This window comes from Psychrobacillus psychrotolerans, assembly GCF_900115805.1.
Classification (GTDB): domain Bacteria; phylum Bacillota; class Bacilli; order Bacillales_A; family Planococcaceae; genus Psychrobacillus; species Psychrobacillus psychrotolerans.
Genome location: NZ_FOXU01000005.1, coordinates 107,107 through 133,256 on the forward strand (window position 1 = coordinate 107,107; position 26,150 = coordinate 133,256).

Annotated in this window: 28 protein-coding genes; 19 read left to right on the forward strand and 9 right to left on the reverse strand. The window is 36.4% G+C overall.

The genetic code is table 11. The features are described 5' to 3' along the window. Positions 1–39: 39 nt before the first annotated feature. The gene (locus tag BM260_RS11280) at positions 40–3,129 is read left to right on the forward strand and encodes an efflux RND transporter permease subunit (RefSeq protein WP_093537453.1); all 3,090 of its coding nucleotides are present in this window, start codon (positions 40–42) and stop codon (positions 3,127–3,129) included. Between the two features lie 294 nt (positions 3,130–3,423). On the opposite strand, the gene BM260_RS11285 is transcribed toward BM260_RS11280, so the two are convergent. After that, positions 3,424–4,470 carry a DUF4097 family beta strand repeat-containing protein gene (locus BM260_RS11285; protein WP_093537454.1) on the reverse strand — a complete coding sequence of 349 codons (1,047 nt, stop codon included), beginning with the start codon at positions 4,468–4,470 and terminating at the stop codon, positions 3,424–3,426. Continuing rightward, a complete protein-coding gene (locus BM260_RS11290; protein ID WP_093537455.1) occupies positions 4,463–4,786 on the reverse strand; it encodes a PadR family transcriptional regulator in 324 nt (107 codons plus the stop codon). The genes BM260_RS11285 and BM260_RS11290 overlap by 8 nt, the downstream gene beginning before the upstream one ends. Before the next feature lie 151 nt (positions 4,787–4,937). Here BM260_RS11290 and BM260_RS11295 point away from each other — a divergent pair, with 151 nt between their 5' ends. Both BM260_RS11295 and BM260_RS11300 read left to right on the forward strand, forming a co-directional pair. Continuing rightward, on the forward strand, positions 4,938–5,267 hold the full coding sequence (locus tag BM260_RS11295; protein WP_093537456.1) for an MGMT family protein: 330 nt from the start codon (positions 4,938–4,940) through the stop codon (positions 5,265–5,267). 20 nt (positions 5,268–5,287) lie between these two features. Continuing rightward, the gene (locus tag BM260_RS11300; protein WP_093537594.1) at positions 5,288–5,716 is read left to right on the forward strand and encodes an NUDIX hydrolase; all 429 of its coding nucleotides are present in this window, start codon (positions 5,288–5,290) and stop codon (positions 5,714–5,716) included. A 275-nt stretch (positions 5,717–5,991) separates the two neighbouring features. Here the strand turns inward: BM260_RS11300 and BM260_RS11305 are convergent, their stop codons facing one another. Beyond that, positions 5,992–6,747: a MerR family transcriptional regulator gene (locus BM260_RS11305; protein WP_093537457.1), complete on the reverse strand. Its 756-nt coding sequence runs from the start codon at positions 6,745–6,747 to the stop codon at positions 5,992–5,994. Between the two features lie 115 nt (positions 6,748–6,862). Between BM260_RS11305 and BM260_RS11310 the strand changes: the two genes are divergently transcribed. Beyond that, entirely contained in the window at positions 6,863–7,453 is a 591-nt protein-coding gene (locus tag BM260_RS11310) for a histidine phosphatase family protein (protein WP_093537458.1), read from the forward strand. A gap of 47 nt (positions 7,454–7,500) precedes the next feature. On the opposite strand, the gene BM260_RS18445 is transcribed toward BM260_RS11310, so the two are convergent. After that, positions 7,501–7,659, reverse strand: coding sequence for a hypothetical protein (locus BM260_RS18445; RefSeq protein WP_175496279.1), 159 nt, complete (start codon positions 7,657–7,659; stop codon positions 7,501–7,503). 149 nt (positions 7,660–7,808) lie between these two features. On the opposite strand from BM260_RS18445, the gene nagZ reads away from it, so the two are divergent. Together nagZ and BM260_RS11320 are read left to right on the forward strand one after the other, a co-directional pair. Then, positions 7,809–9,449 (forward strand): beta-N-acetylhexosaminidase, encoded by a 1,641-nt coding sequence (gene nagZ / locus BM260_RS11315; protein ID WP_093537459.1) that lies wholly within the window; start codon positions 7,809–7,811, stop codon positions 9,447–9,449. 4 nt (positions 9,450–9,453) lie between these two features. Beyond that, positions 9,454–10,230 carry an alpha/beta fold hydrolase gene (locus BM260_RS11320; protein ID WP_093537460.1) on the forward strand — a complete coding sequence of 259 codons (777 nt, stop codon included), beginning with the start codon at positions 9,454–9,456 and terminating at the stop codon, positions 10,228–10,230. Between the two features lie 81 nt (positions 10,231–10,311). On the opposite strand, the gene BM260_RS11325 is transcribed toward BM260_RS11320, so the two are convergent. Then, complete coding sequence (locus tag BM260_RS11325; protein ID WP_093537461.1) at positions 10,312–11,019, reverse strand: YetF domain-containing protein; 708 nt, start codon at positions 11,017–11,019, stop codon at positions 10,312–10,314. Between the two features lie 144 nt (positions 11,020–11,163). Here BM260_RS11325 and BM260_RS11330 point away from each other — a divergent pair, with 144 nt between their 5' ends. Continuing rightward, a complete protein-coding gene (locus tag BM260_RS11330) occupies positions 11,164–12,372 on the forward strand; it encodes an MFS transporter (RefSeq protein WP_093537462.1) in 1,209 nt (402 codons plus the stop codon). Positions 12,373–12,418: 46 nt separating this feature from the next. On the opposite strand, the gene BM260_RS11335 is transcribed toward BM260_RS11330, so the two are convergent. Further along, complete coding sequence (locus BM260_RS11335; RefSeq protein ID WP_093537463.1) at positions 12,419–13,102, reverse strand: adenine nucleotide alpha hydrolase family protein; 684 nt, start codon at positions 13,100–13,102, stop codon at positions 12,419–12,421. A 341-nt stretch (positions 13,103–13,443) separates the two neighbouring features. Between BM260_RS11335 and BM260_RS11340 the strand changes: the two genes are divergently transcribed. The 8 genes from BM260_RS11340 (at position 13,444) to brnQ (ending at position 20,984) form a co-directional block, all read left to right on the forward strand. Next, positions 13,444–15,855: a Na+/H+ antiporter subunit A gene (locus tag BM260_RS11340; RefSeq protein WP_093537464.1), complete on the forward strand. Its 2,412-nt coding sequence runs from the start codon at positions 13,444–13,446 to the stop codon at positions 15,853–15,855. Beyond that, a complete protein-coding gene (locus BM260_RS11345; RefSeq protein ID WP_093537465.1) occupies positions 15,842–16,267 on the forward strand; it encodes a Na(+)/H(+) antiporter subunit B in 426 nt (141 codons plus the stop codon). The genes BM260_RS11340 and BM260_RS11345 overlap by 14 nt, the downstream gene beginning before the upstream one ends. 3 nt (positions 16,268–16,270) lie before the next feature. Next, positions 16,271–16,609, forward strand: a complete 339-nt coding sequence (locus BM260_RS11350) for a Na(+)/H(+) antiporter subunit C (protein ID WP_093537466.1) — start codon at positions 16,271–16,273, stop codon at positions 16,607–16,609. Beyond that, on the forward strand, positions 16,602–18,086 hold the full coding sequence (locus BM260_RS11355; RefSeq protein WP_093537467.1) for a Na+/H+ antiporter subunit D: 1,485 nt from the start codon (positions 16,602–16,604) through the stop codon (positions 18,084–18,086). Before BM260_RS11350 ends, BM260_RS11355 begins: the two co-directional genes overlap by 8 nt. 17 nt (positions 18,087–18,103) lie before the next feature. After that, positions 18,104–18,586 carry a Na+/H+ antiporter subunit E gene (locus BM260_RS11360; protein ID WP_093537595.1) on the forward strand — a complete coding sequence of 161 codons (483 nt, stop codon included), beginning with the start codon at positions 18,104–18,106 and terminating at the stop codon, positions 18,584–18,586. Further along, the gene (locus BM260_RS11365) at positions 18,586–18,870 is read left to right on the forward strand and encodes a Na(+)/H(+) antiporter subunit F1 (protein WP_093537468.1); all 285 of its coding nucleotides are present in this window, start codon (positions 18,586–18,588) and stop codon (positions 18,868–18,870) included. The genes BM260_RS11360 and BM260_RS11365 overlap by 1 nt, the downstream gene beginning before the upstream one ends. Further along, positions 18,848–19,207, forward strand: coding sequence for a Na+/H+ antiporter subunit G (locus BM260_RS11370; RefSeq protein WP_093537469.1), 360 nt, complete (start codon positions 18,848–18,850; stop codon positions 19,205–19,207). Before BM260_RS11365 ends, BM260_RS11370 begins: the two co-directional genes overlap by 23 nt. Before the next feature lie 421 nt (positions 19,208–19,628). Further along, on the forward strand, positions 19,629–20,984 hold the full coding sequence (brnQ, locus tag BM260_RS11375) for a branched-chain amino acid transport system II carrier protein (RefSeq protein WP_093537470.1): 1,356 nt from the start codon (positions 19,629–19,631) through the stop codon (positions 20,982–20,984). A 251-nt stretch (positions 20,985–21,235) separates the two neighbouring features. On the opposite strand, the gene BM260_RS11380 is transcribed toward brnQ, so the two are convergent. Then, positions 21,236–21,880: a GntR family transcriptional regulator gene (locus BM260_RS11380; RefSeq protein ID WP_093537471.1), complete on the reverse strand. Its 645-nt coding sequence runs from the start codon at positions 21,878–21,880 to the stop codon at positions 21,236–21,238. Between the two features lie 87 nt (positions 21,881–21,967). Further along, entirely contained in the window at positions 21,968–22,594 is a 627-nt protein-coding gene (locus tag BM260_RS11385) for a YfbR-like 5'-deoxynucleotidase (RefSeq protein WP_093537472.1), read from the reverse strand. A 261-nt stretch (positions 22,595–22,855) separates the two neighbouring features. On the opposite strand from BM260_RS11385, the gene BM260_RS11390 reads away from it, so the two are divergent. The 3 genes from BM260_RS11390 (at position 22,856) to BM260_RS11400 (ending at position 24,946) form a co-directional block, all read left to right on the forward strand. Further along, complete coding sequence (locus BM260_RS11390; protein ID WP_093537473.1) at positions 22,856–23,341, forward strand: TraR/DksA C4-type zinc finger protein; 486 nt, start codon at positions 22,856–22,858, stop codon at positions 23,339–23,341. A 161-nt stretch (positions 23,342–23,502) separates the two neighbouring features. Then, positions 23,503–23,892 (forward strand): thiol-disulfide oxidoreductase DCC family protein, encoded by a 390-nt coding sequence (locus BM260_RS11395; protein WP_093537474.1) that lies wholly within the window; start codon positions 23,503–23,505, stop codon positions 23,890–23,892. Positions 23,893–23,953: 61 nt separating this feature from the next. Next, the gene (locus BM260_RS11400; protein ID WP_093537475.1) at positions 23,954–24,946 is read left to right on the forward strand and encodes an NAD(P)/FAD-dependent oxidoreductase; all 993 of its coding nucleotides are present in this window, start codon (positions 23,954–23,956) and stop codon (positions 24,944–24,946) included. 173 nt (positions 24,947–25,119) lie between these two features. Here the strand turns inward: BM260_RS11400 and BM260_RS11405 are convergent, their stop codons facing one another. Next, complete coding sequence (locus BM260_RS11405) at positions 25,120–25,494, reverse strand: nucleotide excision repair endonuclease (RefSeq protein ID WP_093537476.1); 375 nt, start codon at positions 25,492–25,494, stop codon at positions 25,120–25,122. A 141-nt stretch (positions 25,495–25,635) separates the two neighbouring features. Here BM260_RS11405 and BM260_RS11410 point away from each other — a divergent pair, with 141 nt between their 5' ends. Then, positions 25,636–26,136, forward strand: a complete 501-nt coding sequence (locus BM260_RS11410; protein ID WP_093537477.1) for a DinB family protein — start codon at positions 25,636–25,638, stop codon at positions 26,134–26,136. The last annotated feature ends 14 nt before the right edge of the window (positions 26,137–26,150 follow it).

Sequence of the window (26,150 nt, forward strand, 5' to 3'; positions counted from 1 at the left end):
TAATTGAGAAATTAAAGTCAATTAGGGGTAGGTGTAAGTGTGAAAGGTTTAGTCAATTTTGTACTTCAAAATAAATTAGCGGTATGGTTACTTACAATTATTATTACTGTATCGGGTATTTATTCTGGAACACGTATGAACATGGAAACAATTCCGGATATTTCCATTCCATATTTAATGGTTATGGATGTCTATCCAGGTGCAACACCTGAGCAGGTTATGGAAGACGTATCCATGCCTTTAGAAAAAGCAGTAGAAAACCTAGCAGGAGTAAAATCCGTATATTCAAATTCGAATTCTAATATGGCTAGTATTCAAGTAGAGTACGAGTATGGCGAAGATATGGACGAAGCAAATCGAGCTTTAAAATCTGCATTGGAAGCTGTTAAATTACCAGAAGGTGCACAGGAGCCAATCGTCACTGCTATTAGCTTGAATATGATGCCTGTTGTGGCGTTAAGCGTTAGTAGTAAATCAGAGGACATTGTAGAGTTAACATCTACAGTTTCAGAGCTTTTAGTTCCTAAAATCGAGAAAATCGATGGAGTAGCCTCTGCAACTATTGCAGGTCAGCATATCGAGGAAGTTGAGCTTACGTATAATGAAGCAAAAATGACTGAGTTGGGTTTAAAAACAGACGACGTCAAGCAAATGATTCAAGCAAGTGATTTAGCTGTTTCACTAGGCCTTTATGAATTTGAAGAAGGCGAAGAAGCTATTTCAGTAGATGGTAAATTCATGACTTCAGATGAGTTAAAAGAAATGCTGATCCCAGTAACACCATCAGCAACAAATCCATCTCCATTTGTGAAACTTAGTGATATTGCTACTATTGAAGAAGTAGGAAGAGTTCAATCTGTATCCCGTACAAACGGAGAAGATGCAATTTCTGTTCAGATTGTTAAAGGGCAGGAAGCAAATACAGTTGATGTTGTTAATAGCGTGAAAGAACTGATTAAAGAAGAACAAAAAAATATTGATGGTCTTGTTATTGATATATCGTTAGACCAAGGTGAGCCAATTGAAGAGTCAGTCTTTACAATGATTGAAAAAGCTTTATTTGGTGGATTGATTGCTGTATTAATCATATTACTGTTTTTACGTGATTTTAAATCTACGGTAATTTCAATCATATCTATACCAGTTTCTATATTCATGGCATTACTATTATTGAACTGGATGGATATTACGTTAAATATTATGACCCTCGGGGCCATTACAGTTGCGATAGGACGGGTAATAGATGACTCCATTGTAGTAGTGGAAAATATTTATCGTCGTATTCACTTAAAAGATGAGAAGTTATCAGGTCGTGCACTTGTACGTGAAGCGACTATTGAAATGTTCAAACCAATACTATCTTCTACCTTAGTTACGATTGCAGTATTCGCACCGTTACTATTTGTTGGTGGCATGGTCGGAGAATTGTTCTTACCTTTCGCATTAACGATGTCGTTTGCACTTTTGGCATCCTTACTTGTGGCAATTACAATCGTTCCAGCATTGTCTCACTTCTTATTTAAGAAGAAATTATATGGTGAGAAGAAAGAAAGTAATCATAAAGAGGCTGGTAAGCTAGCAAATGGTTATAAGCGTATATTAGAATGGACGCTAAACCATAAAGTAATTACTTCAATTGTTTCTATCGTTTTACTGGCTGGAAGTATAGCATTAACTCCATTAATCGGTTTTAGCTTCTTAGGAAGTGAAGAAGAAAAGGTTATGTATTTAACGTATACACCAGAAGCTGGTGAATTAAAAGATGATACATTAGCAAACGTTGCTGCAGTAGAAGAAGAGTTATTAAAGCGTAAAGATATCGATATTCTTCAACTGTCTGTAACAGATAGCGATAGTATAGATCCAGCGGCTGCGATGATGGGTGGCGGAGCAGGTGGTGCATTAATGTACCTTATCTTCGATCCAGAAATGGAAAATTTCCCAGGAGCTCGTGAAGAAATTGAAGAATACGTATTTAATCTTGAGCAATCAGGCGAGTGGAAGAGCCAAAACTTCTCCGCTATGTCAATGTCTTCAAATGAAGTTAGCTACACATTCTACAGTGAAGATTTAAACAAATTAGATGAAGCTGTAAAAATGGTAGAAGATGTAATGAGTAAAAATGACGGTTTAGAAGACGTTTCTTCTAGTACTGAAGATGCTTATGTCGAATATACATTCAAAGTAGAGCAGGATGAATTACTACAATATGGCTTAACGACAGGCCAAATTGTCATGATGTTAAGTCCAACAAATACAAAAGATGTATTGACGACTATTGAAAAAGAAGGCAATACATTAGATGTAGTAGTTCAACAAGAAAAAGCAGAACAACCAAAGTCTGTAGATGATATTTTAGCTACAGAAATTCCTACAGCATTGGGAACAACAATGCCTCTTTCTGAGCTTGTAACAGTAGAAGAAGGAACAACGCTTAATACGCTTGCACGTAGTAAAGGGGAGTATTATGCAACTGTAGCAGGAACAATCCTTGGAGATGATATCTCAGTCGCAACATCTGAAGTAGATAAAGCAATTGATAAATTAGACTTACCTAAGGGTGTTGAAGTTGGTGTTGCTGGTGTAGCAGCTGACATGGAAGAAACGTTTACACAACTTGGAATTGCAATGCTTGCGGCTATCGCAATTGTTTACTTTATCTTAGTTGTAACATTCCGTGAGGGTGTAGCACCGTTTGCTATCCTATTCTCTTTACCGTTTGCAGTTATCGGATCATTCGTTGGGTTATTGATCGCAGGAGAAACTATTTCTGTATCGGTAATGATGGGTATGCTCATGTTAATAGGAATCGTAGTAACAAATGCAATTGTATTAGTGGACCGAATCATTCATATGGAACGTGATGGTATGAGTATGCGTGATGCAATTCTGGAAGCTGGGGCAACTCGTCTTCGTCCAATTTTAATGACAGCAATCGCAACGATTGGTGCATTAATACCGTTAGCAATAGGTTCAGGTGGCGGTGGATTAATCTCGAAAGGTCTTGGTATTACGGTAATCGGTGGTTTAACAAGTTCAACGTTATTAACATTAATTGTTGTACCAATCGTTTATGAGATTTTATCGAAACTATTCAAGAAAAACCGTAAAGAAGTAGAAGAAAACTAACAAGAAAAGCACAAGCGCCTTTGCAAGCCCCGCAAGTCTGAAGCGACTCGAGGGGCTAGGCGTTGAAGTCTGGACAAATAGAAAAGTTTTATTTCAAAGTCCTTCAAGACATTCGTTGTCTTGAAGGGTTTTTTTCATTAAAAAATTGTCTTTAGCTGGAATGTTGAACAGTTTAGTTTGAATAATGGAGTGTTTAGTTGGGGAAATGATCTTGTTAGTTAGAATCGTTTAATACTTCCAATATATAAAAGGAGGGGAATCCATGACGTTAGTCACGAATCTCCTCCTTTTTGTTCATTCAAACACAGGTACTTTCTTCTTCTCAACTATTATTTTTCCGTTATCTGAAGAAAGGCGTACTTTGTTTGCACCTGCACCAAATACAGTGCGAGAATTTTTTTCGCCGAACACACTTATTTTGCCATAATCCACTTTTGTATGAATCGATACATTTGTAGGATCTGTTTCTGTTTCTACTAATATACTTCCGTTATCCGTTTCCAAATCAATCATTCGATCCAAGCTAGTAGTTAATAGCTCGATTCTGCCATTATCTGTTTTTCCTGTAATACTGCCGTTAACATATTGCATCATAATTCTACCGTTATCGGTCTCCGTGTGAACTTGCTCCGCATCAATACTTTGAAGTTCTATTCTGCCGTTATCCGTTTCAGCGGTAAGTTTATCAGCTTGAATTTTCTCCATTTCAATCCGTCCATTGTCCGTTTCCGCTACTAGAATAGTTGCAGCAAATTCTTTCAGTCCAATACTGCCGTTATCTGATGTTATCTTAATATTCTTCCCGAGTATTTTTTCTGCACGAATACGACCATTATCGGTTTTCATGATTACAGTCGTATACAGTTTTTTAGGTAGAGCAACGTTTACTCTCAGTTCTTTTATTAAGAATATGAAACTAAAAAATTTATACTTTTTAGTTTTTAACCGAATCGATAATGTGTCGTTTACTACTTCAGCTGTCAATTGTAATTTGTCGTTTTCTCCCACTAACTCGATAGTTGCTTCCTCGGTATCTGAAGAGGTCACGTGTAATGAACCGAAGTCGATATCCATCATTACATTCGAGAAATTTGCATGAGGTACTTTAATGATTTTATTGCTCGGTGTAATTTTATCTGGAATTTGAATTTGGTTTTCGGAAAGCTCCTCTGCAATTTCTTTTGGAGATCCTAAAGAAGCTGCGATTTCCCTATCAGATTTTCCATCTTCTCTTCCACTCGAGAAATACTCTTTAATATCAGAAAGAATATCGTTTCTTTCCTCAGCGGGTAAGCTTGTTAATGCAAGTTCTAATTCATATAAAAATTGTTGCTCAGTCATTTTTTACACCCTCTTCAATTAGATTATTTACACCGTTAGTAAAACTTTGCCATTCTATTATTTGTTCATGTAGGTAGGAGCGACCTAAGTCAGTTAGCTTGTAATATTTACGAGGGGGTCCTTCTGTGGACTCTTGTAAATACGTTGTAAAATAGCCTTCCTTCGTCAATCGTCTTAATAATGGGTAGACAGATCCTTCCGATATTGAGATTTGATCGGATATTTTTTGAACTAGCTCATATCCATACCGATCTTGCTTATCCAATAAAACAAGCACACATAAATTTAATACTCCTTTTTTAAATTGAATATTCATCTTTTCTTTCCCCCTGACACTACTAGTTAATGTGCAGTACCTTGGATAGAATATAACATACGGTATTATCTTATGCAAGGTACTAGACTAAATATAGTTATAATTTTATAAATTGTCAGTTATAATAAGTTGAAATGAAAGGAGTTGCATGATGAATCCTTTTACTGAAAAAGCAATTCAAATTATAAAGTCTATCCCGCAAGGAAAGGTAATGACGTATGGCCAGATTGCAAAAGTTGCAGGAAGTCCTAGAGGAGCAAGACAGGTAGTTCGCGTTTTACACTCCATGAGCGCCAATTATAATCTTCCTTGGCATCGTGTTATTAATGCAAAAGGAGAGATTGTGATAGCTGATGAAGAATCGGCCTACTCACAAAAAGCCATGTTAAAAGAAGAAGGGGTCAAATTCCTTGCCAATGGACGTGTGGATTTGAAGGAATCACGTTATGATCTTAATGTAGCGGAGGAAGATTGGATATAAGAGAGAGGGAGTGAATGCTAATGTTTAGCTGGAAAGGTGCGGCTGGTATTTGTGTAAATGAACAGAATGAAGTGTTGATGGTACTTCAAGCGGCTCCAGGAGAAGAGAAGAAATGGACAGTTCCGTCTGGGACGCTTGAAGAGGATGAAACGATAGAAGAATGCTGTATAAGGGAATTTGTAGAGGAAACGGGATTTGTAGTAAAAACATTGGATAAAATACATAACAAAAATGGTGTTATAAGTGAACATGGGATTTCCTATTCTGTAGAATACTTTTTAGTAGAGATTATAAGTGGAGAAATTACGATTCAGGATCCAGATGAGTTTATTCATGATATTGCTTGGAAGTCACTGGAGGAAATTCAAACCTTGGATTTAGCTTATCCAGAGGATATCCACATAATAGAGAAAGTAATAAAAAACGCGATGGATGAACTTCCAAACTAAATGGAGGTTGGATAGTATTAAAATTGGATTAATAATTATCTGGGCTGTTGTTTTTCTATATTGATTAAATATCCTCGATATAGAGAAAAGTTTGTTCAATTATATCATAGCTTTCTTTTTGTTACTGGTTGGTGTTTATGGTATAGATAAGTTATTCAGAGGATATCCATATTGGTCGAAAAGTAATAAAACGTAGGTGCGAGACAACTACCCATACAAGCCGATTGGTTCAACTAACAAACAGTGGGGATGAATAAACCCCACTGTTTGAAGTTTTACTTTATATAAATTACAATTGCATCTCGTAAAAATTTAGTTGCACCTGGATGTACTTTATCATAATAAGCTGTAAAACGTTCATCTGCGACATACATTTCAGCTAGGCCAGCGTGAGCTTCTTTAGAGTACTGATCCCAGTAAAAGCAAAGCCACTGTTTATGATAATCTGCCGCCTTTTGAGCTAGTTCCCCGGCAGGATCTCCGGTTTTCATAGCAACTTTTAAGTTGGTAAACAGTTGCTCCTCTAACTTCTGTACTTCTGCATACTGCTCTTCGGTCATATTTTTTACTTTTGCATTAGATGAGCTTACAGCATTTTCTCCGTATTTTTTTCGTATTTCTTTACCGTATTTTTCCTCATTGTCATCGATAAGCTTTTGTTTAAAGCCTTCAAATTTTTCTTTATCTGTCATGTTTGCCTTACTTTCCGTATGTTCAATCGATTTATCCACATTGTTGATAAGTGTGTCTAATTTTGCTCTTTTTTCTAGTAATTTCTCCCGATGTTGTTTAAGTGCAGTAGCTCCATCGAATGTAGGGGAATTTAGGATTGCTTTAATAGTATCTAAACTTACATCAAGTTCGCGATAAAACAGAATTTGCTGCAGACGATTTACTTCAGTAGCCCCGTATATACGGTAGCCGGATGAATTGATACGTGCGGGTTTAAGCAGACCAATTTCATCATAATACCGAAGTGTCCTAGTACTAATACCAGCAAGCTGCCCAAGCGTTTGTACTGTGTATTCCACTTCATTACCTCCTCATACATTTAGCTTAAACCTTGACGTTGCGTGAAGGTCAAGCGATATTTGTTCAACTATTTTACTTTGAGTATAATGAAACAATAAGTAAGGGGGAAATTTCATGACAACGATAGGGTTTGTAAGACATGGCGTTACGGCTTGGAACAAAGAAGGTAGAGCGCAGGGAAACACAGATATACCGTTAGATGAGGAAGGAATACATATGGCTGAGCGCGCAGCAACAAGAATACAGAACGAGGAGTGGGACGTTATATATACAAGTCCGCTCATCCGTGCGAAAAAAACAGCTGAAATTATTGCGCAGAAATATCCAAGAGTCGACTTTTACGAAGATAAACGCTTAGGGGAAATTGGCGGAGGTATTATAGAAGGTACGACTGAAGAGGAACGGATTGCAAAGTGGGGACCGGCCTGGAGGGATTTAGAACTGGGGTTTGAAGCGGAAGATGTAATTATATCTCGTGGAATGTCCTTTATAGAAGAAATAAAGAAAAAACATTTAGGTCAAAGAGTACTTGTAGTTAGTCATGGAGGCTTTATCAGTAGATTATTATACGCTTTAGTTCCAGATGGTGAATTTTCTCGGGATATCGGTAACACTGCCATTACAATTGTAGAACTCAAGGATGACGAAAATGTTTGTCATTTATACAATTGTATGAAGCATTTAGAGGTGAAGGAAGTACGATAATAGGAAACGCCCTTAAGTACTTACTACTGAAGGGCGTTTTAGGTTATTTATTTGTCTTTTTCTAATTGTTCAATTGGGTCAGGATTCTTATTAGCAGAAAGGTTAGTTAAGTCGACTAGCCCTATAACAGAATTACCTTCCTCTGTTTCTGCTGGTCCGCAAATACCCGTTTCTATATCACATATCATAGCATCTTTAATGGACATAACTATTCCTCTTTTCTAGTTTTAGTATTTATCTAGTACTATATTGGAGAAATACAAATATATCAAACATAATGCAGTTAAATTAACGATATATTGGTTAGGCTTATGGAAGTAGAGATTACATCATCATTTGTTTGGAGGTTTTTATGATGACGAAGAAAGTGTTAATACTTCTTCTGTTCTTTTTGGTAATTGCCGTATTTGTAATGCTTAAAGAATCTAAGGAGGAGAACAAAATTCAAGAGGACGTGTCATTGGAGGTGTCTTCGGATACGGTATCCATTGTATCCCTATTGTTCGAACTAGCGGAGAAAGGGCAAACGATTAATACGCCTTTTATCATAGGAGAAACCAACATTCAAAAAGTGCGTGAACTCTGGGGAGCCCCAGAGCGAAAAGGTAAGAATGGTAGTGCTATTTATGAAGAATTTTTGTTAAACGATGTAACGGTTGGTCATCAATCCGAGATTGTGTTTGATATACGGTCTAGTTCCACCGAGATCCAACAAATACATCTGGAAGATATTATAGCTATTAAAGGTGAGCCTGACGATATTAGAAGCTATAAAGACGATCAAGTAGATCAAACGATACTTATATATAACGTCACTGAAGACTTTCAAATGAAATGGATATTGCCGAAGCCATCGAAAGAAAATCCTAATCCAACTGTTCATCACATTTCCGTATTCACGGAAGTGAAAGAAGGTAAAGAAGTCTCTTTATCCGATTTAAGTCTAGAAGAAAAAGTGGGTCAAATGATATTTGCAGGTATAAAAGGGAAAGTCATGACCAATGAAACAGAGAAAATTATATCTACACATCAAGTCGGCGGTATTATTTTGTTCAAAGACAATTTAAAGAAAGCCAATCAATCAGTTACTTTACTAAACGCCATCAAACAAGAAAACTCTAATAATAAAGTGCCATTATTTTTAGGGATTGATGAAGAAGGTGGGAGAATATCGAGGCTGCCAGAGTTAACTAAACTACCAACAAACGAAGAAATTGGATTTCGAAATGACGCATCATTTTCTTATAGCATCGGAAAGCTTTTAGGGAAACAATTAAGTGCATTTGGCTTTAACTTAGATTTTGCACCTGTTCTTGATATAAATAGCAATCCAGAAAACCCTATAATTGGAGACCGTTCCTTTGGCAAAGATGCTCAGAAGGTAAGTGAACTAGGTATACAAACGATGGAAGGTATTCAGAGTGAGCAAGTTATTCCTGTTATAAAGCATTTCCCAGGGCATGGGGATACTGCAGTAGATTCCCACAAAGAGCTTCCAATCATTCAAAAGAGTTTAAAGGATTTACAGGGCTTAGAGTTAATACCTTTTAAAAAAGCTATAAATCATGGGACAGAAGTTGTAATGACAGGTCATATTTTGCTACCTAAAATTGACCCTACATATCCGGCATCTTTATCTGAGAAGATTATTAAGGGTATTTTGAGGAAACAATTAGGTTACGAGGGGATTATTATCACAGATGATATGACGATGAAAGCAATCGTAAATACATTTGAGATAGGAGAAGCAGCAGTATCTGCAGTTAAAGCTGGAAATGACATTGTGTTAGTAGCCCATGACTATGCAAATGTTATTAAAGCGAAAGATGCAATTCTCCAAGCGGTAAAAACAGGAGAAATTTCCGAACAAAGAATTGATGAAAGTGTGAACAGAATTCTTTCTATAAAAAAGAAATATAATTTGAGTAATACACAACTAGATGGGGTAAACATTCAAGAGTTGAACCAATCGATTAATGAGATACTAGGGAGATGACTTTATGAAGACTACTAATTCAAACATTGCTTATATAGAAGAAGGTCAAGGAGAAGTATTACTATTTATCCATGGGTTTTGTGGAAGCTCTGAATATTGGAATGAAGTAATCCACGAACTTTCTACTGATTATAGAGTAATTGCTATTGACCTTCCTGGTCATGGAGAATCGAAGAATCATGATGGTGTGCTAGATATTGACCAATATGCATCCGTTTTAAAGAGTTTCTTAGAAGAACTGAAAATAGAGAAGGTGACGATGTTTGGCCATTCACTCGGAGGTTATATTACACTGGCATTCGCAGAAAGCTATAGTCAATATTTAAACGGCTTTTCATTGATTCATTCCACAGGTTTTCCGGATTCGGAAGAAGCGAAGAAAGGGAGAACTGCTTCAGCAGGTAAAATAGACAAAGATGGTATCGATCCTTTCATAGATGGTCTGGTTCCGAAGCTGTTTGCCCCAGAAAATGTAGAAACTCATAGACAGTCTCTTACAAAGGTAAAGAAGATTGGCTACGAAACTAGTCCAGAAGGGGCAAAAGACGCACTTAACGCGATGAAAGTAAGGAAGGATCGTACTGAAGTTTTGGCGAATACTAAGTTACCCGTACTATTAATAGCTGGTGAAAGTGATCAACTTATTCCTGCTGACAAGACATTTACAGCAAGTGGCGAAAACTTCAAACATGTAGTTATAAAGGGTGCAGGTCATATGAGTATGTATGAGGCACCAGAAAAGTTGAGTAGTGCCATTCTAAGTTATTTAAATCAAGCGTAATAAAGAGAAACGACAACAAGTGATTATGTCACTTGTTGTCGTTTCTTTTAAAACATTTACTAATGACGTATGAAGATTATTTTATATGCCATTATCTTTTAAGCTAATATACAACGAGCCATTTGTTTGTAACTGTGCATAAAACACGTCACTTACCGAGTCAACCCCATGCTTTTTCAGTTTCTTCATAACCCACTCTTCGGTTAAATCTAATTCTTGTAGATTCTTTTGTACAATTTTGCCGTCCGCTATAATTTCAGAGGGTATGAATAAAGGAAGAGTAAGAGGTACTTTTACATCCTGCTTGGTTGCTCCCTGCTGACCAACCTTTTTCATGACGCTAAGTTGACCGTTTGTTTCAAGGACAGCATAATGTACATCTTGGATAGAAAAAATAGATTGCTCTCTTAGCAGCATTAGTAAATCGTCCATATGTAAACGTGCTGAGTTTAAAGATTTCACACTAATTTCACCATCTTTTATGATAATGGTAGGTTCATCATCAATCATTGTTCGAACTTTAGGGATTTTCAATGATACATAACTCATTAACCAAGTAAGTAATGTCCACCAAATAAGTGAAATCAACCCGTCAAGAAAAGGTGTTTCATGTTGAGAGGCAATTTCTGCGGCAATAGAACCAACTGTTATACCGGTGATATAGTGGAAAAATGTGAGTTGACTCAGTTGTTTCTTTCCTAATATTCTTGCTAATATCAGCAAAGCAATAAAGGAAAGAGTGGATCTCAAAATCATTTCCCAAAAGTTCATCTCGAAAAAGGTATCCATATTTTCTCTTTAACCTCATTTCATGTTCAGCTTAGAACTTAGTGTTTCCATGAATTAAGTCGTTATTCCACTCATTATTAATTAATTTGTCAAATTTACGCTATAATAACTTTATTCGTTAATATGAAGAAAGAATGTGAGTGTATGGCTAAAGAGAAACATAAAATGGGCAATCCAGTTTATCCTATAATGTTCGCAATAGGTGTGTGTCATCTATTTAATGATACGTTGCAGGCAGTAATTCCTGCGATGTTTCCTGTATTGGAATTAGAATTAGGGCTTACATTTACCCAATTAGGGCTCATTTCATTCGCATTAAATATTGTTGCCTCGCTCCTCCAACCGGTTGTAGGGTACATAAGTGATAAAAAACCGATGCCTTATGCATTGCCACTTGGAATGATGAGCTCCTTTGTTGGAATGGCAGGATTAGCGCTAGCACCACAATATTGGATGATTCTCGTGTCGGTCATATTTTTGGGATTGGGTTCAGCAGTATTTCACCCAGAAGGTTCACGGGTGTCCTTTATGGCAGCGGGTTCAAAGCGAGGTCTCTCACAATCGATTTATCAAGTGGGAGGAAATTCTGGACAAGCTCTTGCGCCACTTATTAGTGCTTTTATATTAGTACCTTTAGGTCAAAAAGGAGCAGCACTTTTTTTGGTAGTTGCGGCAGTCGGGATATTTCTTTTGTCTAAGATTTCTGCTTGGTATAAAAAACAGTTGGAGGAAGAGAAACTTTCCAACCGAAAGAGAACGCTTCTTTCTTCACTCCCTGCACTAACTAAAAAACAAATTGGTGTGGCTTTGGCGCTTCTTATGGTAATAATTTTTGCGCGATCTTTTTATGTGACCAATATGACCAACTTTTATATTTTCCATTTGATGAAGAACTATGGCATGACCATTAAAGAAGGGCAGTTAATTATCTTTGTTTTCCTTGCATTAGGAGCTGTTGGGACATTATTTGGTGGACCAATGGCAGATCGGATGGGTAGACGCAATGTCATTATATTGTCGATGGCCGTCCCTATTCCATTATGTTTACTACTGCCTTATGTACCTGTTTGGGCAATTATATTATTACTTATTGCGATTGGATTTTTCATCATGCTAAGCTTCTCTGTTACTGTAGTCTACGCACAGGAGCTAGTGCCGAGTAAAATAGGTACGATGGCTGGTTTAACTGTAGGCCTGGCATTTGGTATGGGGGCAATAGGAGCAGTAGTAATTGGTATATTGATGGATTATATAGGCGTTTATACGACGATGATTGTCGTATCTACATTGCCCATAATAGGATTAGTGGCTTTGGCGTTACCGAAGGACCGAAAAATAACGATGTCCAGTTAAAGTGCTTTCTAACAACAATAAAAAGGAAACTCTAAGAGTTTCCTTTTTATCTTGCTTTTAAGCTGCAACTGTCTGGAACTTGAGTTGGGTCAGTAACAAGATTTTCTTGTATATGAACTTGATGCATTTTGTTATTATGCATAAATTTGAAAATGCCATTATCAAAATCAGTTCCAATTTCTTTGAAGAAAATTCCTTCTTGGCACATATTCTTCGCACAAGTGAAAGAAACTTTGTAAGACTCTCCGTCTGTAACCAAATAAGCGCGGACTCCTTTTTCGAAGATGCCATCTTCTTCATCTTTAATGTAGCGAGCCACTGAAACCACATGGAAATCAACAAAAGGAATTTCTTTTAATAAGACATTCATGAAGGATCCCTTTGTTATTTCTTCCCATCTACTTTGTGCAGTTTGTCCTATTATAATTTGAGTTATATTTAATCCATGAGCAACTTCTTGAATAACTTTTGGTGAAGGACGTTTCTCGTTGTCACGAATGATAAATTCTTCCACTTCTAACTCCTCAGCTAAAGCTTTCCAATGTTCAATATACCCGGATTTCTCAGCATTGAATGCATCATATGGAAGTGGATCAACTGTTAGAATATAGAGTGGACAATCTAACATACTTGCCATCTTATGTCCTCTTCTAATTAGTCGTTCTCCATTTGGTCCGTAGTATACGCAGACAAGTATACTCTCATCCATTCGACCTTTTACGCGTTTCACGGTTGTACACACCTCTTTTTTGTATTCCTATATATATTTTTCGAGTAATTTTATCGGGTTAGATTATATGCTTCAAAACACTAAAAGTGCGTTGTACGTTACATTCATGTATAATTATTAAGTGCATGTATAGTAACATAACTACTTCAATTCTATACATAATATGCTTCAAGTATTTTTACAAGCAAGTTAAATATCCTAAATACTAATGTATTTTGAAGGGTCTCATATGGAATCCTATTATGCTACTAGTTGTTAGGATAGTCAAGCTTATAGTTAGAAAAAGTATTTCCCCCCCACACTCAATCCTAATTCTTGCTTAACCAATAGGAGGTTAAAATTTGTTTTCTATAAATTTAGTAATATTAATCCCATTTATCGTGGCCGCACTTCTGCCTTTTACATACAGGCGATTTAAAAAGGCTCACCTTGGATGGTTTGTGTTAATTGTACCTTTTGTTTTATTCGTCATACTTGCTAGGCTAATTCCCTCGGTAGCAAGTGGTAAAACTTATGTCCATACATATGAATGGATTCCCACATTAGATTTCAACTTCACGACGTATTTAGATGGATTAAGTATGATTTTCGCTCTCTTAATTACGGGTGTTGGAAGTTTAGTTATTTTATATTCCATTTTTTATCTTTCATCTAAAGAATCCTTACAACACTTTTATTGTTATTTATTATTATTTATGGGAGCCATGCTTGGAGTTGTCTTTTCTGATAACTTAATGGTGTTATATGTTTTTTGGGAATTAACAAGTGTTTCCTCATTCCTGTTAATCGCTTTTTGGAATCATCGACAAGCATCGAGATACGGTGCACAAAAAGCAATGTTAATCACAGTAAGCGGTGGAATTGCTATGTTAGTTGGATTTATCATGCTACATACAATGACTGGTTCTTTCAGTATTCGAGAAATAATTGCAAGTATAAGTGAGTTTAGTGAACACTCTTTGTTCATACCTGCGATGATTTTAATATTGCTAGGAGCTTTTACGAAATCAGCACAATTTCCTTTCCATATTTGGTTGCCGGATGCCATGGAGGCGCCAACACCGGTCAGTGCTTACTTACACTCGGCTACGATGGTTAAGGCAGGTATATACTTGGTGGCTCGTTTCACACCAGTTTTTGGAGCTGATGAAGTTTGGTTTTGGGTAGTGAGTATAGTCGGGATGATTACTCTATTTTGGGGTTCTTTTAATGCAGTGAAACAAACTGATCTGAAAGCATTACTAGCTTTTTCTACTATTAGTCAGTTAGGACTCATCATGAGTTTGCTTGGTTTAGGTTCAATAGCATTGCAGTTTGGCTATTCGGCGGATTCAGTACTGTACACGCAAGCAACATTTGCTGCTTTATTTCACTTGATAAATCACTCAACCTTTAAGGGTGCATTGTTCATGGTAGTAGGAATTCTCGATCACGAGTTAGGAACAAGGGACGTTCGAAGACTTGGTGGATTAATGACATTAATGCCATTTACATTTACGGTAGCTTTAATAGGAAGTTTGTCGATGGCTGGTTTACCGCCATTTAATGGATTCCTAAGTAAGGAAATGTTCTTTGCGGCAACTGTTCATATTATGAATGTAGATATCTTTGATCTATCATCTTTTGGAATTATATTCCCTGTTGTAGCTTGGATTGCTAGTGTGTTTACATTTGTATATTGTATGATAATTATTTTTAAAGCATTTCTTGGGAAACCTCAGCCAGAGAAACTGGACAAACCTATTCACGAAGCTCCATTTGGAATGTTAATATCTCCAATGATTCTTGCCGCTTTGGTTATTGGTATATTCCTTTTTCCAAATCTATTAGGTCAATATATATTGCAACCTGCGATGAGTAGTATTTATCCTACTTTTGGAGATTCAGCAGATTTAACTCCAAAAATATCGGCTTGGCATGGAGTAAATCCTGAATTACTCATGACCATTGGAGTTATTATAGTAGGTGCAATTCTCTTTAAATTTCTTAAATTGTGGAAACCAATCTATGGATTGTTTTCTTCGCGATTTACATTTAATGCACTTTATAGTAACTTTTTGGCTTCTGCAGTGAGCAAATCTAATCTCATTACTAATCGATATATGAACGGATTATTACGACATTATTTACTATATATATTCGTATTCTTTATAGTGACCGTAGGTGGTTACTTGTTTTATTCAAAAGCGTTTGCATTTGATATTTCAACAAATGCAGGGTTTAGAGTGTATGAAGTGTGCTTAGTGGCTATTATGGCGGTTGCTGCAGTATCAATGCTATTTGCAAAATCACGTATGACAGCGACCTTATTGAATGGAGTATTAGGATACTCTATCGCTATCTTTTTTGTTATTTTCCGAGCACCAGATTTAGCTTTAACTCAGTTAGTCGTAGAATCTGTAACTACTGCCTTATTCCTATTAGCTTTTTCTCACTTGCCAGATTGGAAGAAGGAAAAGCTTTCCAAACGTACAAAAGGGATCAATGGAATAATATCTGTGGCAGTGGGCTTATTAGTTGTTTTAGTAGGATTGTCAGTTGTAGATTTCAATCAATTCGATCCAATTTCAAGTTACTTTGAGAATGCTTATGAACTAGCTGGAGGAGCCAATATTGTAAATGCTATATTGGGAGATTTCCGTGGCTTTGATACGATGCTTGAGGTGGTAGTCCTATTTATAGCAGGTTTAGGTGTGTACTCCATGATAAAGCTTAGAGCAAAAAAGGAGGATGAAAACATTGAAGATCAATGATGTCATACTCCGGACAATTAGTAGGATTGTTGTATTTATCATTTTGACATTTGGTGTGTATTTATTTCTTTCAGGTCATAATACACCCGGTGGCGGATTTATAGGTGGACTAGTGTTAGCAAGTGCCATTGTACTCCTATACTTGTCTACAGATATTGAAACGGTACAGAAGAGTCTTCCGTTAGATTTTAAATATGTTGCAGCAGTTGGTGTATTACTCGCAACAGCCACAGGCTTTGGGTCTATATTATTTGGAGTTCCATTTATGTCCCAGACGTTTGCCTATTTTGATTTACCGATTTTCGGTGTAACAGAACTGACAACGGTGACCATATTTGAAGCAGGTGTAGCTTTAACGGTTGTCGGTGTATTAGTAACGATTATTTTAAGCATAAGTGAGGATGGTGGATAACGAATGGAAACATTAATAATTATGTTAATAGGGATTCTAGTTGCGGTTGCCACATATCTAATCCTCTCAAGAAATATAATTCGGATAATTTTAGGGACAGCTGTGTTTTCACATGCCGTCCATTTGCTCATATTAACAATGGGAGGGTTAAAGCAAGGTAACGTTCCTTTACTGAAGGAAGCAGATGCACCATACGCAGACGCTTTACCACAAGCATTAATATTAACTGCTATCGTGATTAGCTTTGCAGTAACAGCTTTCATACTTGTACTAGCCTACCGTACCTATCAGGATGTGGGTACGGAAGATCTCGATGAATTGAGAGGGGCAAAAAATGAATAATTTAATTGTATTACCGTTGATCATTCCAATTATGGTTGGAATAATTTTAGTGTTTTTAAGACCATATGTGAAATTACAACGTGCAATTAGTTTAATAACGATGATTGGTATTGCTGTGGTAAGTATATTTACTTTAAATAGAATTCAGACAGATGGAATTATTCGACTAGATTTTGCAGGATGGCAACCTCCCTTTGGAATACTATTTGTCGCAGATTCCTTTGCGATGTTACTAGTACTGACGGCGAGTATAGTTACAGCAATCTGTCTAATCCACGCATTTTCTTCTATAGGAGAAAGACATGAAAAAATGTACTTCTATCCATTTGTCTTATTTTTAGTTGCAGGAGTTAATGGTTCGTTTTTAACGGGCGATTTGTTTAACTTATTTGTTTGTTTCGAAGTAATGTTATTAGCTTCATATGTATTAATTACTTTAGGTGGGACCAAGCCTCAGCTAAGAGAATCCATTAAGTATGTAGTCATAAATATTCTAGCTTCATGGTTTTTCTTAGTAGCTCTTGCCTATTTGTATGGTACGGTTGGTACTTTAAATATGGCTCATATATCAGAAAGGGTGGCGGAGGCAGGGCAGGGACCTCTACTTACTACCATTAGTATTTTGTTTTTAATTGTCTTTAGTTTAAAAGCGGGATTATTATTATTCTTTTGGCTCCCTGGATCTTATTCTGTGCCACCGACTGCAGTTGCTGCTTTGTTTGGAGCGTTACTGACAAAGGTGGGGATATATGCACTCTTTCGTACATTCACACTCATCTTCTACCATGACCCATTAATATCCCAAACACTGATTGGGATAATGGCAGGAATTACACTAATTGTGGGATGTATCGGAGCCATTGCTTTTAAGGATGTCCGTTTAATCGTTTCTTATAATGTAGTAATTGCTGTTGGGTTTATACTAATTGGCCTGGCGGTTGGAACGGAAACGTCTATTGCAGGGTCTATTTACTATATAATTCATGACATGATTGCAAAAGCAATGTTATTTTTGCTAGCTGGTACAATGATTTATTTGACTGGAAAGTCTAAAATTGATGAAATGAGTGGACTCATACGAAATTATCCTCTATTTGGATGGATGTTCTTCCTTGTCACTTGTTCATTGGCAGGTATTCCACCGTTAAGTGGGTTTGTGGGTAAGATATTAGTTGGACAAGGTGCTATTGAATCAGGATCTTACGTACTTCTAACGCTAGCATTTCTCTCGAGTATTGTTGTGTTATATTCACTTCTTAGAATTTTCTTAAATACAATATTTGGGGAAACTATTATTAGTCTAGAAGATGAAAAACCAATGAAAATGGGAATGATTATCCCAATTGTTTTGTTGGGAATAGCGACGATTTCTTTAGGTTTAGGAGCAGAGTTTCTATCCGGTTATGTAGCGGATGCAGCTCATACTCTATCTAATCCATCTGTATATATTGATGCAGTAATGGGAGGGGATAAGTAATGGGAGAGGTGAGAAATATGCCTGCACAATTTTTACTAAACCTATTCATCGCATTTTTGTGGACAACTTTACAGGACGAAGATGAACTGAGACTAACGACGTTTTTTAGTGGTTTCATCGTAGGTATCTTCATCATCTTCTTAATGCATCGCTTTTTTGGGACCCAGTTTTATTTGAAGAGATTATTCTCGGTTATTAAGTTAGTTTTCATATTTATATCCGAGTTAGCTCAGTCTAGCTTGTTGATAAGTAAGCAAATATTAAATCCTCGCTGGGATTTAAAGCCAGGGATTTTCACTTATAAGACAGAACTTAAAGGGGACTGGGAAATTACCACGTTAGCAATGTTGTTAACCTTAACTCCAGGATCTGTTGTGATGGAAGTTAACCCAGAAGGAAATATGTTTTATATACATGCAATGGATATAGAGCAGTCTAAAGCGGATGTATTGCGATCGATTACTAAATTTGAAAAAGCAATTATGGAGGTGACCCGCTAATGGTAGAAAAAATACTGTTGATCTCATTAACTCTATTTGCAGTTTCTATTGCAATTGCTCTTTTTCGAATCATTAAAGGTCCTTCTATGCCAGATAGAGCAGTAGCATTGGATATGATTGGTGTAAATTTAATATCGATGATCGCTATTATTTCAATTGTCTTGAAGACTAAGGCTTTTTTAGAGGCCATTCTTATACTTGGTATACTTGCTTTCATAAGTACAATTGCCATTTCTAAGTATATTGAAAGGGGCGCTATCATTGAACATAAGTCAGATAATTGAGTACGTTGCGGTAATTATCATTTTTTTGGGAAGTGTCATGAGTGTAATTAGTGCTTTCGGTATTATACGTCTTCCAGATGTCTATACTCGCTCACATGCAGCTACTAAAAGCTCAACTGTAGCAGTACTATTATCTCTAACTGGTGCCTTTATATACTTTTGGGTTAGCGAGAACTTAATAAGCGTTCGTCTAATACTCGGTATATTATTTGTGTTTTTAACTGCTCCTGTATCAGGGCACTTGCTTACTCGGGCAGCGTATCGATCTAAAGTAAAGTTAACGGAAAATTCTTCTGATGATGCTTTAAAAGAGGTATTGTTCCCTGAGGATAAATAGTAAAAGCTATGCAGTGGGAGAGTTCTCCGATTGCATAGCTTTTTTAGTAAGACAATAGATTTGGAGTTTGAAAATTGTGTGGTGTACACTTGAAAAAATATGGTAATTATTGTTAATATTTACGAAGGGAAAGTAATTTCATAATCAAGAGTCAAGTGATCGATTCGTTGATATACAGGGAATCTATAGCCAAAACTTCTCATTGAAAATATGATTACCTAAATAAATTAATTTGTTTAAATAAAATAAATGTTCAATTAATTTTGAGTAATATATTGCATTCTACCAATTTCCATAGTATTATCAACATTGATATATTGCATACTTACGTGATTAGAACAAATCATTTGTATAGCATTCATAACAAAACATCCAGAAAACAAAAGAAATGATTATTTCTTATCACAGGGGGAACAACAAAATGAAAAACAAATTGTCATTTTCTAATCATTTAGTGATTGGAGTTATGCTGTTTGCATTATTTTTTGGAGCAGGGAATTTAATTTTTCCAGCAAGTTTAGGACAAAATGCCGGGACACAAGTTTGGATAGCAATCACTGGGTTTTTACTAACAGGAATTGGGTTGCCATTTCTAGGAACTTTAGCAATGGGATTTTCGGGAAGTAAAAACTTGCAAGAGCTTTCTAGTAGAGTCCATCCTGTCTTTGCGGTTATCTTCACTTCATTACTTTACTTAACAATAGGACCATTCTTTGCTCTACCACGAACAGGTGCTGTTTCATTTGAAATTGGAATTTTACCATTTATGAGTCAAGATAATGCACAAATTGGTTTATTGATATTTACAATTCTTTTCTTCGGACTTACGTTACTACTGTCATTGAATCCAACTAAAATTGTGGACAATGTTGGGAAATATCTTTCTCCAGGAATAATAATAGGATTGTTCTTCTTATTGATATTTGTAATTATTAAGCCAATGGGTAGCTTCGAAGCGCCACAAGGGAATTACGTATCAAATGCATTTATGACCGGGTTTACGGAAGGTTATAATACGATGGATGCATTAGCCTCGTTGGTATTTGGTATTATCGTTATTCAAGCAATTCGATCTATGGGCGTAACATCAACTAAGGGGATTTTAGTTGCCACTGCCAAATCAGGTGGGATTGCCATTTTGTTTTTAGGTTTAATCTATGCTGGCATCGCCTACTTAGGGGCTACTAGTGTGAACGAATATGGTCTATTTGCTAATGGAGGGCCAGTATTAAGCGCTGCATCAGAGCATTACTTTGGTTCATTTGGAGCTATACTTTTATCCGTAATTATTTTCTTAGCTTGTTTAACTACAAGTATCGGGTTAACTACTGCATGTGGTGAATACTTCCACACATTAATGCCTAAGATTAGTTATAAAGCATTTGTTATTTTCTTTAGTATATTTACATGTATTATTGCAAACTTTGGATTATCTAATATTATTACGTATTCTATTCCTGTATTAATGTTATTGTATCCATTAGCAATAGTGCTTATTTTCTTAACTTTCCTATCGCCACTATTTAATCATGCGAGAATTGTATATGTTAGTGTAATGTTCGTCACGTTCTTAATAAGTATTGTAGATGGCTTCAAAGCTCTTTGCGGCTCATTAGACATTGAGTATTATGGATGGCTACAACCAATCGTAGATTTTTACGAGAACGTATTACCGTTTTATAGTGTTGGTTTAGGATGGTTAATACCATTTGTAATAGTAACGCTAGTGACAGGTGTCATCGCAAGGTTTGAAAAAAAGGAAGTAAAATCAGTTTAAGTATGATAAAAAGGTGATCAGAAAAGTTGTGAACAACAACTTTTCTGGTCACTTTTTCTGTTTCCAACTGAAAAAAAGGGCTGTTGTTATTTGTGACAATTCACAAATAACAACAGCCCTAAAAATTCACTCGGTAATCATATAGAAATTCCTTTGTTCAAAGCCTTTTGCAAACGTTAGGAATAGATTTGGACAAAAAGAAGTCGGGTGTCTTATTGGTTCACCCGTAATCTATAAGCTTATATCTCTTTTTAAAATTCTTCAATAGTATAAATCCAATTTGCGCGCATCACTTCTGCGAGTTCCTGCGTATTTTTGTCGCGGAATGCAGAAATTAGTTTTTCATGTTGAATAACGGAGTATTCTCGCAAAACAATTTTTTCATAATAAAATAATCTGCGAACATGTGCTTGAAGCATTTCTACCATGGAATGTATGTATGGATTATTAGCTGTATCAACAATGAGCTGATGAAACTCTTCATCTACTCTTAGAGCAGTAGTAAATTCTTTCTCTTGGAGAGCATCGGAAAATTGTCTATTTCTTTCTTCTAGTAGACTGAGAACTTCTTCATCCATATGGGGAGTTGCAAGCTCCGCCGCAAGTGCTTGTAATACTGCCAATGGAGGCAATAGATTATTAATATCTTCTTTTTCAACGGGTGTGACTTGAGTTGCTCTTCCTGGTTGCATGGTAACAAAACCTTGAGACTCTAAAAGTTGTAAGGATTCTCGAATAGGCGTTCTACTAACTCCCAAGGCTTGTGCAAGTTCAATATCATTAAGCTTTTCATCTGGTTGTAATGTTCCGTCGATAATCCATTGTTGTAACTGGTTAAACGCGTGTAACTTAGCAGTTGTACGAACAGGTTTAGTGTGATTAACAGGAATAGGCATGAAAAGATTCCCCCCCTTCAATTGTCTTAATAGTTCCAAAATAGTATACAACAAATTATACAATATATCGTATAAAAATGGAAAAAATTATTCTACAAGTAATTGTACAGTAATAGATTTTACATCAATGACTGATTTTTCCTTCATAATGTCCTGCATAATTACCTCTTTAAAATAACTGATACTAGTTTCTAACGGGATATGGAGAATTTTTCTTAAGGCAGTTTCGTACATATTCACAAATTCAATATCCGTGTTTCCTCGTTGTAATTCAGCAAAAGCTTCATATACTTGATCTAATTTGTCTGCTAATTCAAGTAAACGACCCTCAATAGTTTCGTCTTTTCCTTCTTTCATGCGGTCAAAAAATATGGGTTGAAATTCTTTTGGAATCTCATCCATTATGAACTTCTCCATCATTTTTTCTTCTACATGCGATAACATTTGTTTAAGTTCGGGAGACGCGTGCTTCACAGGTGTTTTAATATCTCCGATGAAAATTTCAGCAAAATCGTGATTAATCGTCTTTTCATAAAGGGATTTCCAATTAATCGTTGCACCATTATTTTCTTCTAGTGTCGCAAAAAACATAGCGTATTGTGAAACTTTCCATGAATGCGCAGCTACATTATGCTCTTCAAATTTAAAACGTCCAGGACATCGTATAATTCTTTCTAAATCATTCATGCTCATAAAAAATTTATGTATACCCATTAACAATCACTCCCTTAATATTAATCATACTGGAAAAACAAAAAATACCATACTAAAACACTCTGAATTGAAGGGGAAAAATCACTTAGCATTAGATCTGAATCCAACTATTTGAATATATAGACGAAAAGCTGTTTTCTAAACGTCCAACCGAAAATTTAATAGTTGTTAAATGTTGTTTGCGGATTAAATAGAAACAGGTAAGTTGTTTTATTTCACTGATTTTTGGGTAATCCTTAAATAACCCAAGGAGGAATTTAAATGACAAAATACGATAAATTAAAAAATACATTGGAAAAACGTTTTAAAGAATTAGAACATCAAAAGCAAAATGAAGAAGAATTCGAGACTACTGAGTTATCCAATTATGATAACCATCCAGCGGATAATGCGACAGATTTAACTGATCAGCATACTCGACTGGCATTAAATAGACACTTCGATGAAGAAATGGTAGATATTGAAAAGGCCTTGGCAGCTATCGAGGAAGGTACTTACGGGAAATGTACAGAGTGTGGTGAAGAAATCCCGCTTGCTCGTTTAGAAGCTGTTCCTACAGCTCTGACATGTGTAGAGCACGCTCATCAACAGGTCAATGAAGATATTCGACCAGTAGAAGAATCAATCTTAAATTCCACTACGGATCAACCGGTAGAAGATGAAGACGATAGACTTCGTGATTATTCTAACAGCTTTGAGGTACTAGAAGAAGTCGGTTCTTCTGATACGCCACAAGACAAGCAATGAATAGAGGTGTCCTATTAGTTCCTTCTGGACTTTAGGGCATCTTTTTTTGTCTAGAGAGGAAAACGTATAGCGTGAAACTTTACTTAATATGTGTAATTTAGAAACCGATTAAGCGCTTTTCAGAGGTCATTATAGTACACTAGGGGAAAGGAGGGAATCCTATGGCAGCTATCGTTTTGTTTGATGGAGAATGCAATTTTTGTGATGCAAGTGTCCAGTTTATTATTAAACGAGATCCGAAGGGCTATTTTCAATTTGCAGCTCAGCAAAGTGATATTGGGGAAACGCTTAAACATCAATATAAAGTACCTAATAGTATGGATAGTATAATAGTTATTGACCAACATAAGGTGTATTATTCTTCAGATGCTGCACTTCATATTAGCAAACATTTAAATGGACTTTGGAGCTATTTATATATGCTAAAGGCAACTCCTAAACCTCTTCGTGATGTAGCATATAAATTTATAGCCAAAAATCGTTATGCATGGTTTGGGAAAAAAGATAGCTGTATGATTCCACCTCCCGAGATAAGAAAGCGTTTTTTATAGTAATTAATGCTTTATGGTATGCAACAAATAATATATATAAATAGGTATGAGGTGAAATGACATGGATGGCGAATTATACGATGTAACGATTATTGGTGGAGGTCCCACAGGTCTGTTTGCTTCCTTCTATGGTGGGTTACGTGACTTAAAAGTAAAGATTATTGATAGTCTCCCACAACTAGGTGGACAATTGATGGAGCTCTATCCTGATAAATATATATATGATATTGGTGGTCTTCCGAAAATTTTAGCAAAAGATTTAGTGGCTAATTTAGAAGAGCAGGCGGCCTATAGTAATCCAACGATTTGCTTAGAGGAAACAGCAATAGCACTAGAAAAATTACCGGATTATTTTGCGCTAACTACGGATAAGAATGTGCATTATTCTAAGACGATTTTATTAACTTCAGGAATTGGCTCTTTCCAACCACGTAAGTTAAATGTTCCAGGTGCTGCTGATTATGAAGGCAAAAACCTTCATTATAAAGTGAGAAGCTTGGAGGAATTTAGAGATTCTGATGTTCTTGTATTGGGTGGAGGAGATTCTGCACTCGACTGGTCATTAATGTTGGAAGAGGTTGCTTCGAGTGTAACTATTTGTCATCGTAAAGAGCAATTTACTGCTCACGAGATGACCATTCAACAACTCCAAAACTCTACGGTCAAGATAAAAACACCTTATGGCATAAAAGAAGTAATAGGTGATGGGGAAAAGGCTAATGAAGTCGTGATTGTTGGCAAAGACAAAATCGAGGAAACAATCTCCGTAGACCATGTTCTAGTGAATTACGGAAATGTTGCATCCCTCGGCCCCTTAAAAGAATGGGGTTTAGAGATGGAAAAAAATTCAGTAGTAGTCAATGGAAAAATGGAAACTAGTGTAGAAGGTATATACGCAGCTGGCGATGTATCCACACATGATGGGAAAGTAAAGCTGATTGCTGTAGGATTTGGTGAGGTTCCAATTGCTATCAGCCATATTAAAGCTTTCATTGATCCAAAAGCACGCGTTCAGCCGAAGCACAGCACAAGTATCTTTGAAGAAGTAAAGTAGAAAAGCGCAAACGCCTATGTATTGGAAGTCAGTCTAGGTTCGCGACATCGTGTCGCAACGACTGACTGACCCACATCCTGTGGGCCCTGAAGCGACTCGAGGGACTAGGTGCTGGAGCTAGACAAATAAAAAAATCCCATGTTCTCTTCAATAGAAGAACATGGGATTTCATCTTATTTAAAAAACGCTTTATCGATATTGTATTTCGCTTTTTGAGTATTGATTGCATATGTTTCGTAAATTTCGCGATCCATTGCCTCTTCTACGATACAAACACTAATTTTGTACACTTCATCACGATGTTTAATCATTGGCGAGACATTATCTTCGAAATGTTTTTTAATACGCTGTCTAATTTTACGAGCCTTACCTACGAATAAAAGTTCATTATTCTTATTGTAGAAAAAGAAAATGCCACCTTTATCACGAGGGATTTGATGAAAGTCGATAAATCCATGAATTGCTGGAATTTCTAGTTCTCCCTCTTTTAGTACTTGTTCACGTTGTGTGATTGTTACAGTTGGTTTTGGTAATTCAATTTTAATCATTCGCTCACGTCCTCTTATTGTCTATCCTTAAGTATATCAGAACTGCACTGCAATATCTATTCGAAAGGTATTTTACCTACAGCAGGATAATTTTAAACTAATGACGAAATAAATTACATCATATAATTTGGAGGAATGGTCATGATTAGAAATCTAGAAGACTTTGTAATGGATTGGCAGCATGAAAGTGATTCTACCCTGAAAATTTTGGAAGCCATGACAGATGAGTCGTTACAACAAAGAGTAAATGAAGACGGTCGGACACTTGGGAAAATTGCATGGCATCTCGTTACAAGTATCGATGAAATGATCGGCAGAACAGGATTACAGTTTTCGGCAACTCCACATGAAACTCCTCAACCTTCCACGGTGAAGGAAATGTCGGATGCCTACAGAAAGTCTAGAGATTCTATCGTAATGCCGATGAAGGAACAATGGACGGATGAGAGCCTGTTAGTAGAAAAAGATATGTACGGGGAGCAATGGACCATTGCGACCGTATTGCAAACTTTGATCCAACACCAAATTCATCACCGTGGGCAGATGACGATATTAATGCGACAAGCGGGATTAACGGTGCCGGGAATGTACGGACCATCGAAAGACGAATGGTTAGCATATGGTGAAGAAGCACCGGAATGATAGAAGTTCGAGAT

Bases quoted from the DNA above. Each gene is read 5' to 3' on its own strand.
- BM260_RS11285 (WP_093537454.1), bottom strand. From the start codon at position 4,470: ATGACTGAGCAACAATTTTTATATGAATTAGAACTTGCATTAACAAGC.
- BM260_RS11290 (WP_093537455.1), bottom strand. From the start codon at position 4,786: ATGAATATTCAATTTAAAAAAGGAGTATTAAATTTATGTGTGCTTGTT.
- BM260_RS11295 (WP_093537456.1), top strand. From the start codon at position 4,938: ATGAATCCTTTTACTGAAAAAGCAATTCAAATTATAAAGTCTATCCCG.
- BM260_RS11300 (WP_093537594.1), top strand. From the start codon at position 5,288: ATGTTTAGCTGGAAAGGTGCGGCTGGTATTTGTGTAAATGAACAGAAT.
- BM260_RS11310 (WP_093537458.1), top strand. From the start codon at position 6,863: ATGACAACGATAGGGTTTGTAAGACATGGCGTTACGGCTTGGAACAAA.
- BM260_RS18445 (WP_175496279.1), bottom strand. From the start codon at position 7,659: ATGTCCATTAAAGATGCTATGATATGTGATATAGAAACGGGTATTTGC.
- nagZ (WP_093537459.1), top strand. From the start codon at position 7,809: ATGACGAAGAAAGTGTTAATACTTCTTCTGTTCTTTTTGGTAATTGCC.
- BM260_RS11320 (WP_093537460.1), top strand. From the start codon at position 9,454: ATGAAGACTACTAATTCAAACATTGCTTATATAGAAGAAGGTCAAGGA.
- BM260_RS11325 (WP_093537461.1), bottom strand. From the start codon at position 11,019: ATGGATACCTTTTTCGAGATGAACTTTTGGGAAATGATTTTGAGATCC.
- BM260_RS11330 (WP_093537462.1), top strand. From the start codon at position 11,164: ATGGCTAAAGAGAAACATAAAATGGGCAATCCAGTTTATCCTATAATG.
- BM260_RS11350 (WP_093537466.1), top strand. From the start codon at position 16,271: ATGGAAACATTAATAATTATGTTAATAGGGATTCTAGTTGCGGTTGCC.
- BM260_RS11355 (WP_093537467.1), top strand. From the start codon at position 16,602: ATGAATAATTTAATTGTATTACCGTTGATCATTCCAATTATGGTTGGA.
- BM260_RS11360 (WP_093537595.1), top strand. From the start codon at position 18,104: ATGCCTGCACAATTTTTACTAAACCTATTCATCGCATTTTTGTGGACA.
- BM260_RS11365 (WP_093537468.1), top strand. From the start codon at position 18,586: ATGGTAGAAAAAATACTGTTGATCTCATTAACTCTATTTGCAGTTTCT.
- brnQ (WP_093537470.1), top strand. From the start codon at position 19,629: ATGAAAAACAAATTGTCATTTTCTAATCATTTAGTGATTGGAGTTATG.
- BM260_RS11380 (WP_093537471.1), bottom strand. From the start codon at position 21,880: ATGCCTATTCCTGTTAATCACACTAAACCTGTTCGTACAACTGCTAAG.
- BM260_RS11385 (WP_093537472.1), bottom strand. From the start codon at position 22,594: ATGGGTATACATAAATTTTTTATGAGCATGAATGATTTAGAAAGAATT.
- BM260_RS11390 (WP_093537473.1), top strand. From the start codon at position 22,856: ATGACAAAATACGATAAATTAAAAAATACATTGGAAAAACGTTTTAAA.
- BM260_RS11395 (WP_093537474.1), top strand. From the start codon at position 23,503: ATGGCAGCTATCGTTTTGTTTGATGGAGAATGCAATTTTTGTGATGCA.
- BM260_RS11400 (WP_093537475.1), top strand. From the start codon at position 23,954: ATGGATGGCGAATTATACGATGTAACGATTATTGGTGGAGGTCCCACA.
- BM260_RS11405 (WP_093537476.1), bottom strand. From the start codon at position 25,494: ATGATTAAAATTGAATTACCAAAACCAACTGTAACAATCACACAACGT.
- BM260_RS11410 (WP_093537477.1), top strand. From the start codon at position 25,636: ATGATTAGAAATCTAGAAGACTTTGTAATGGATTGGCAGCATGAAAGT.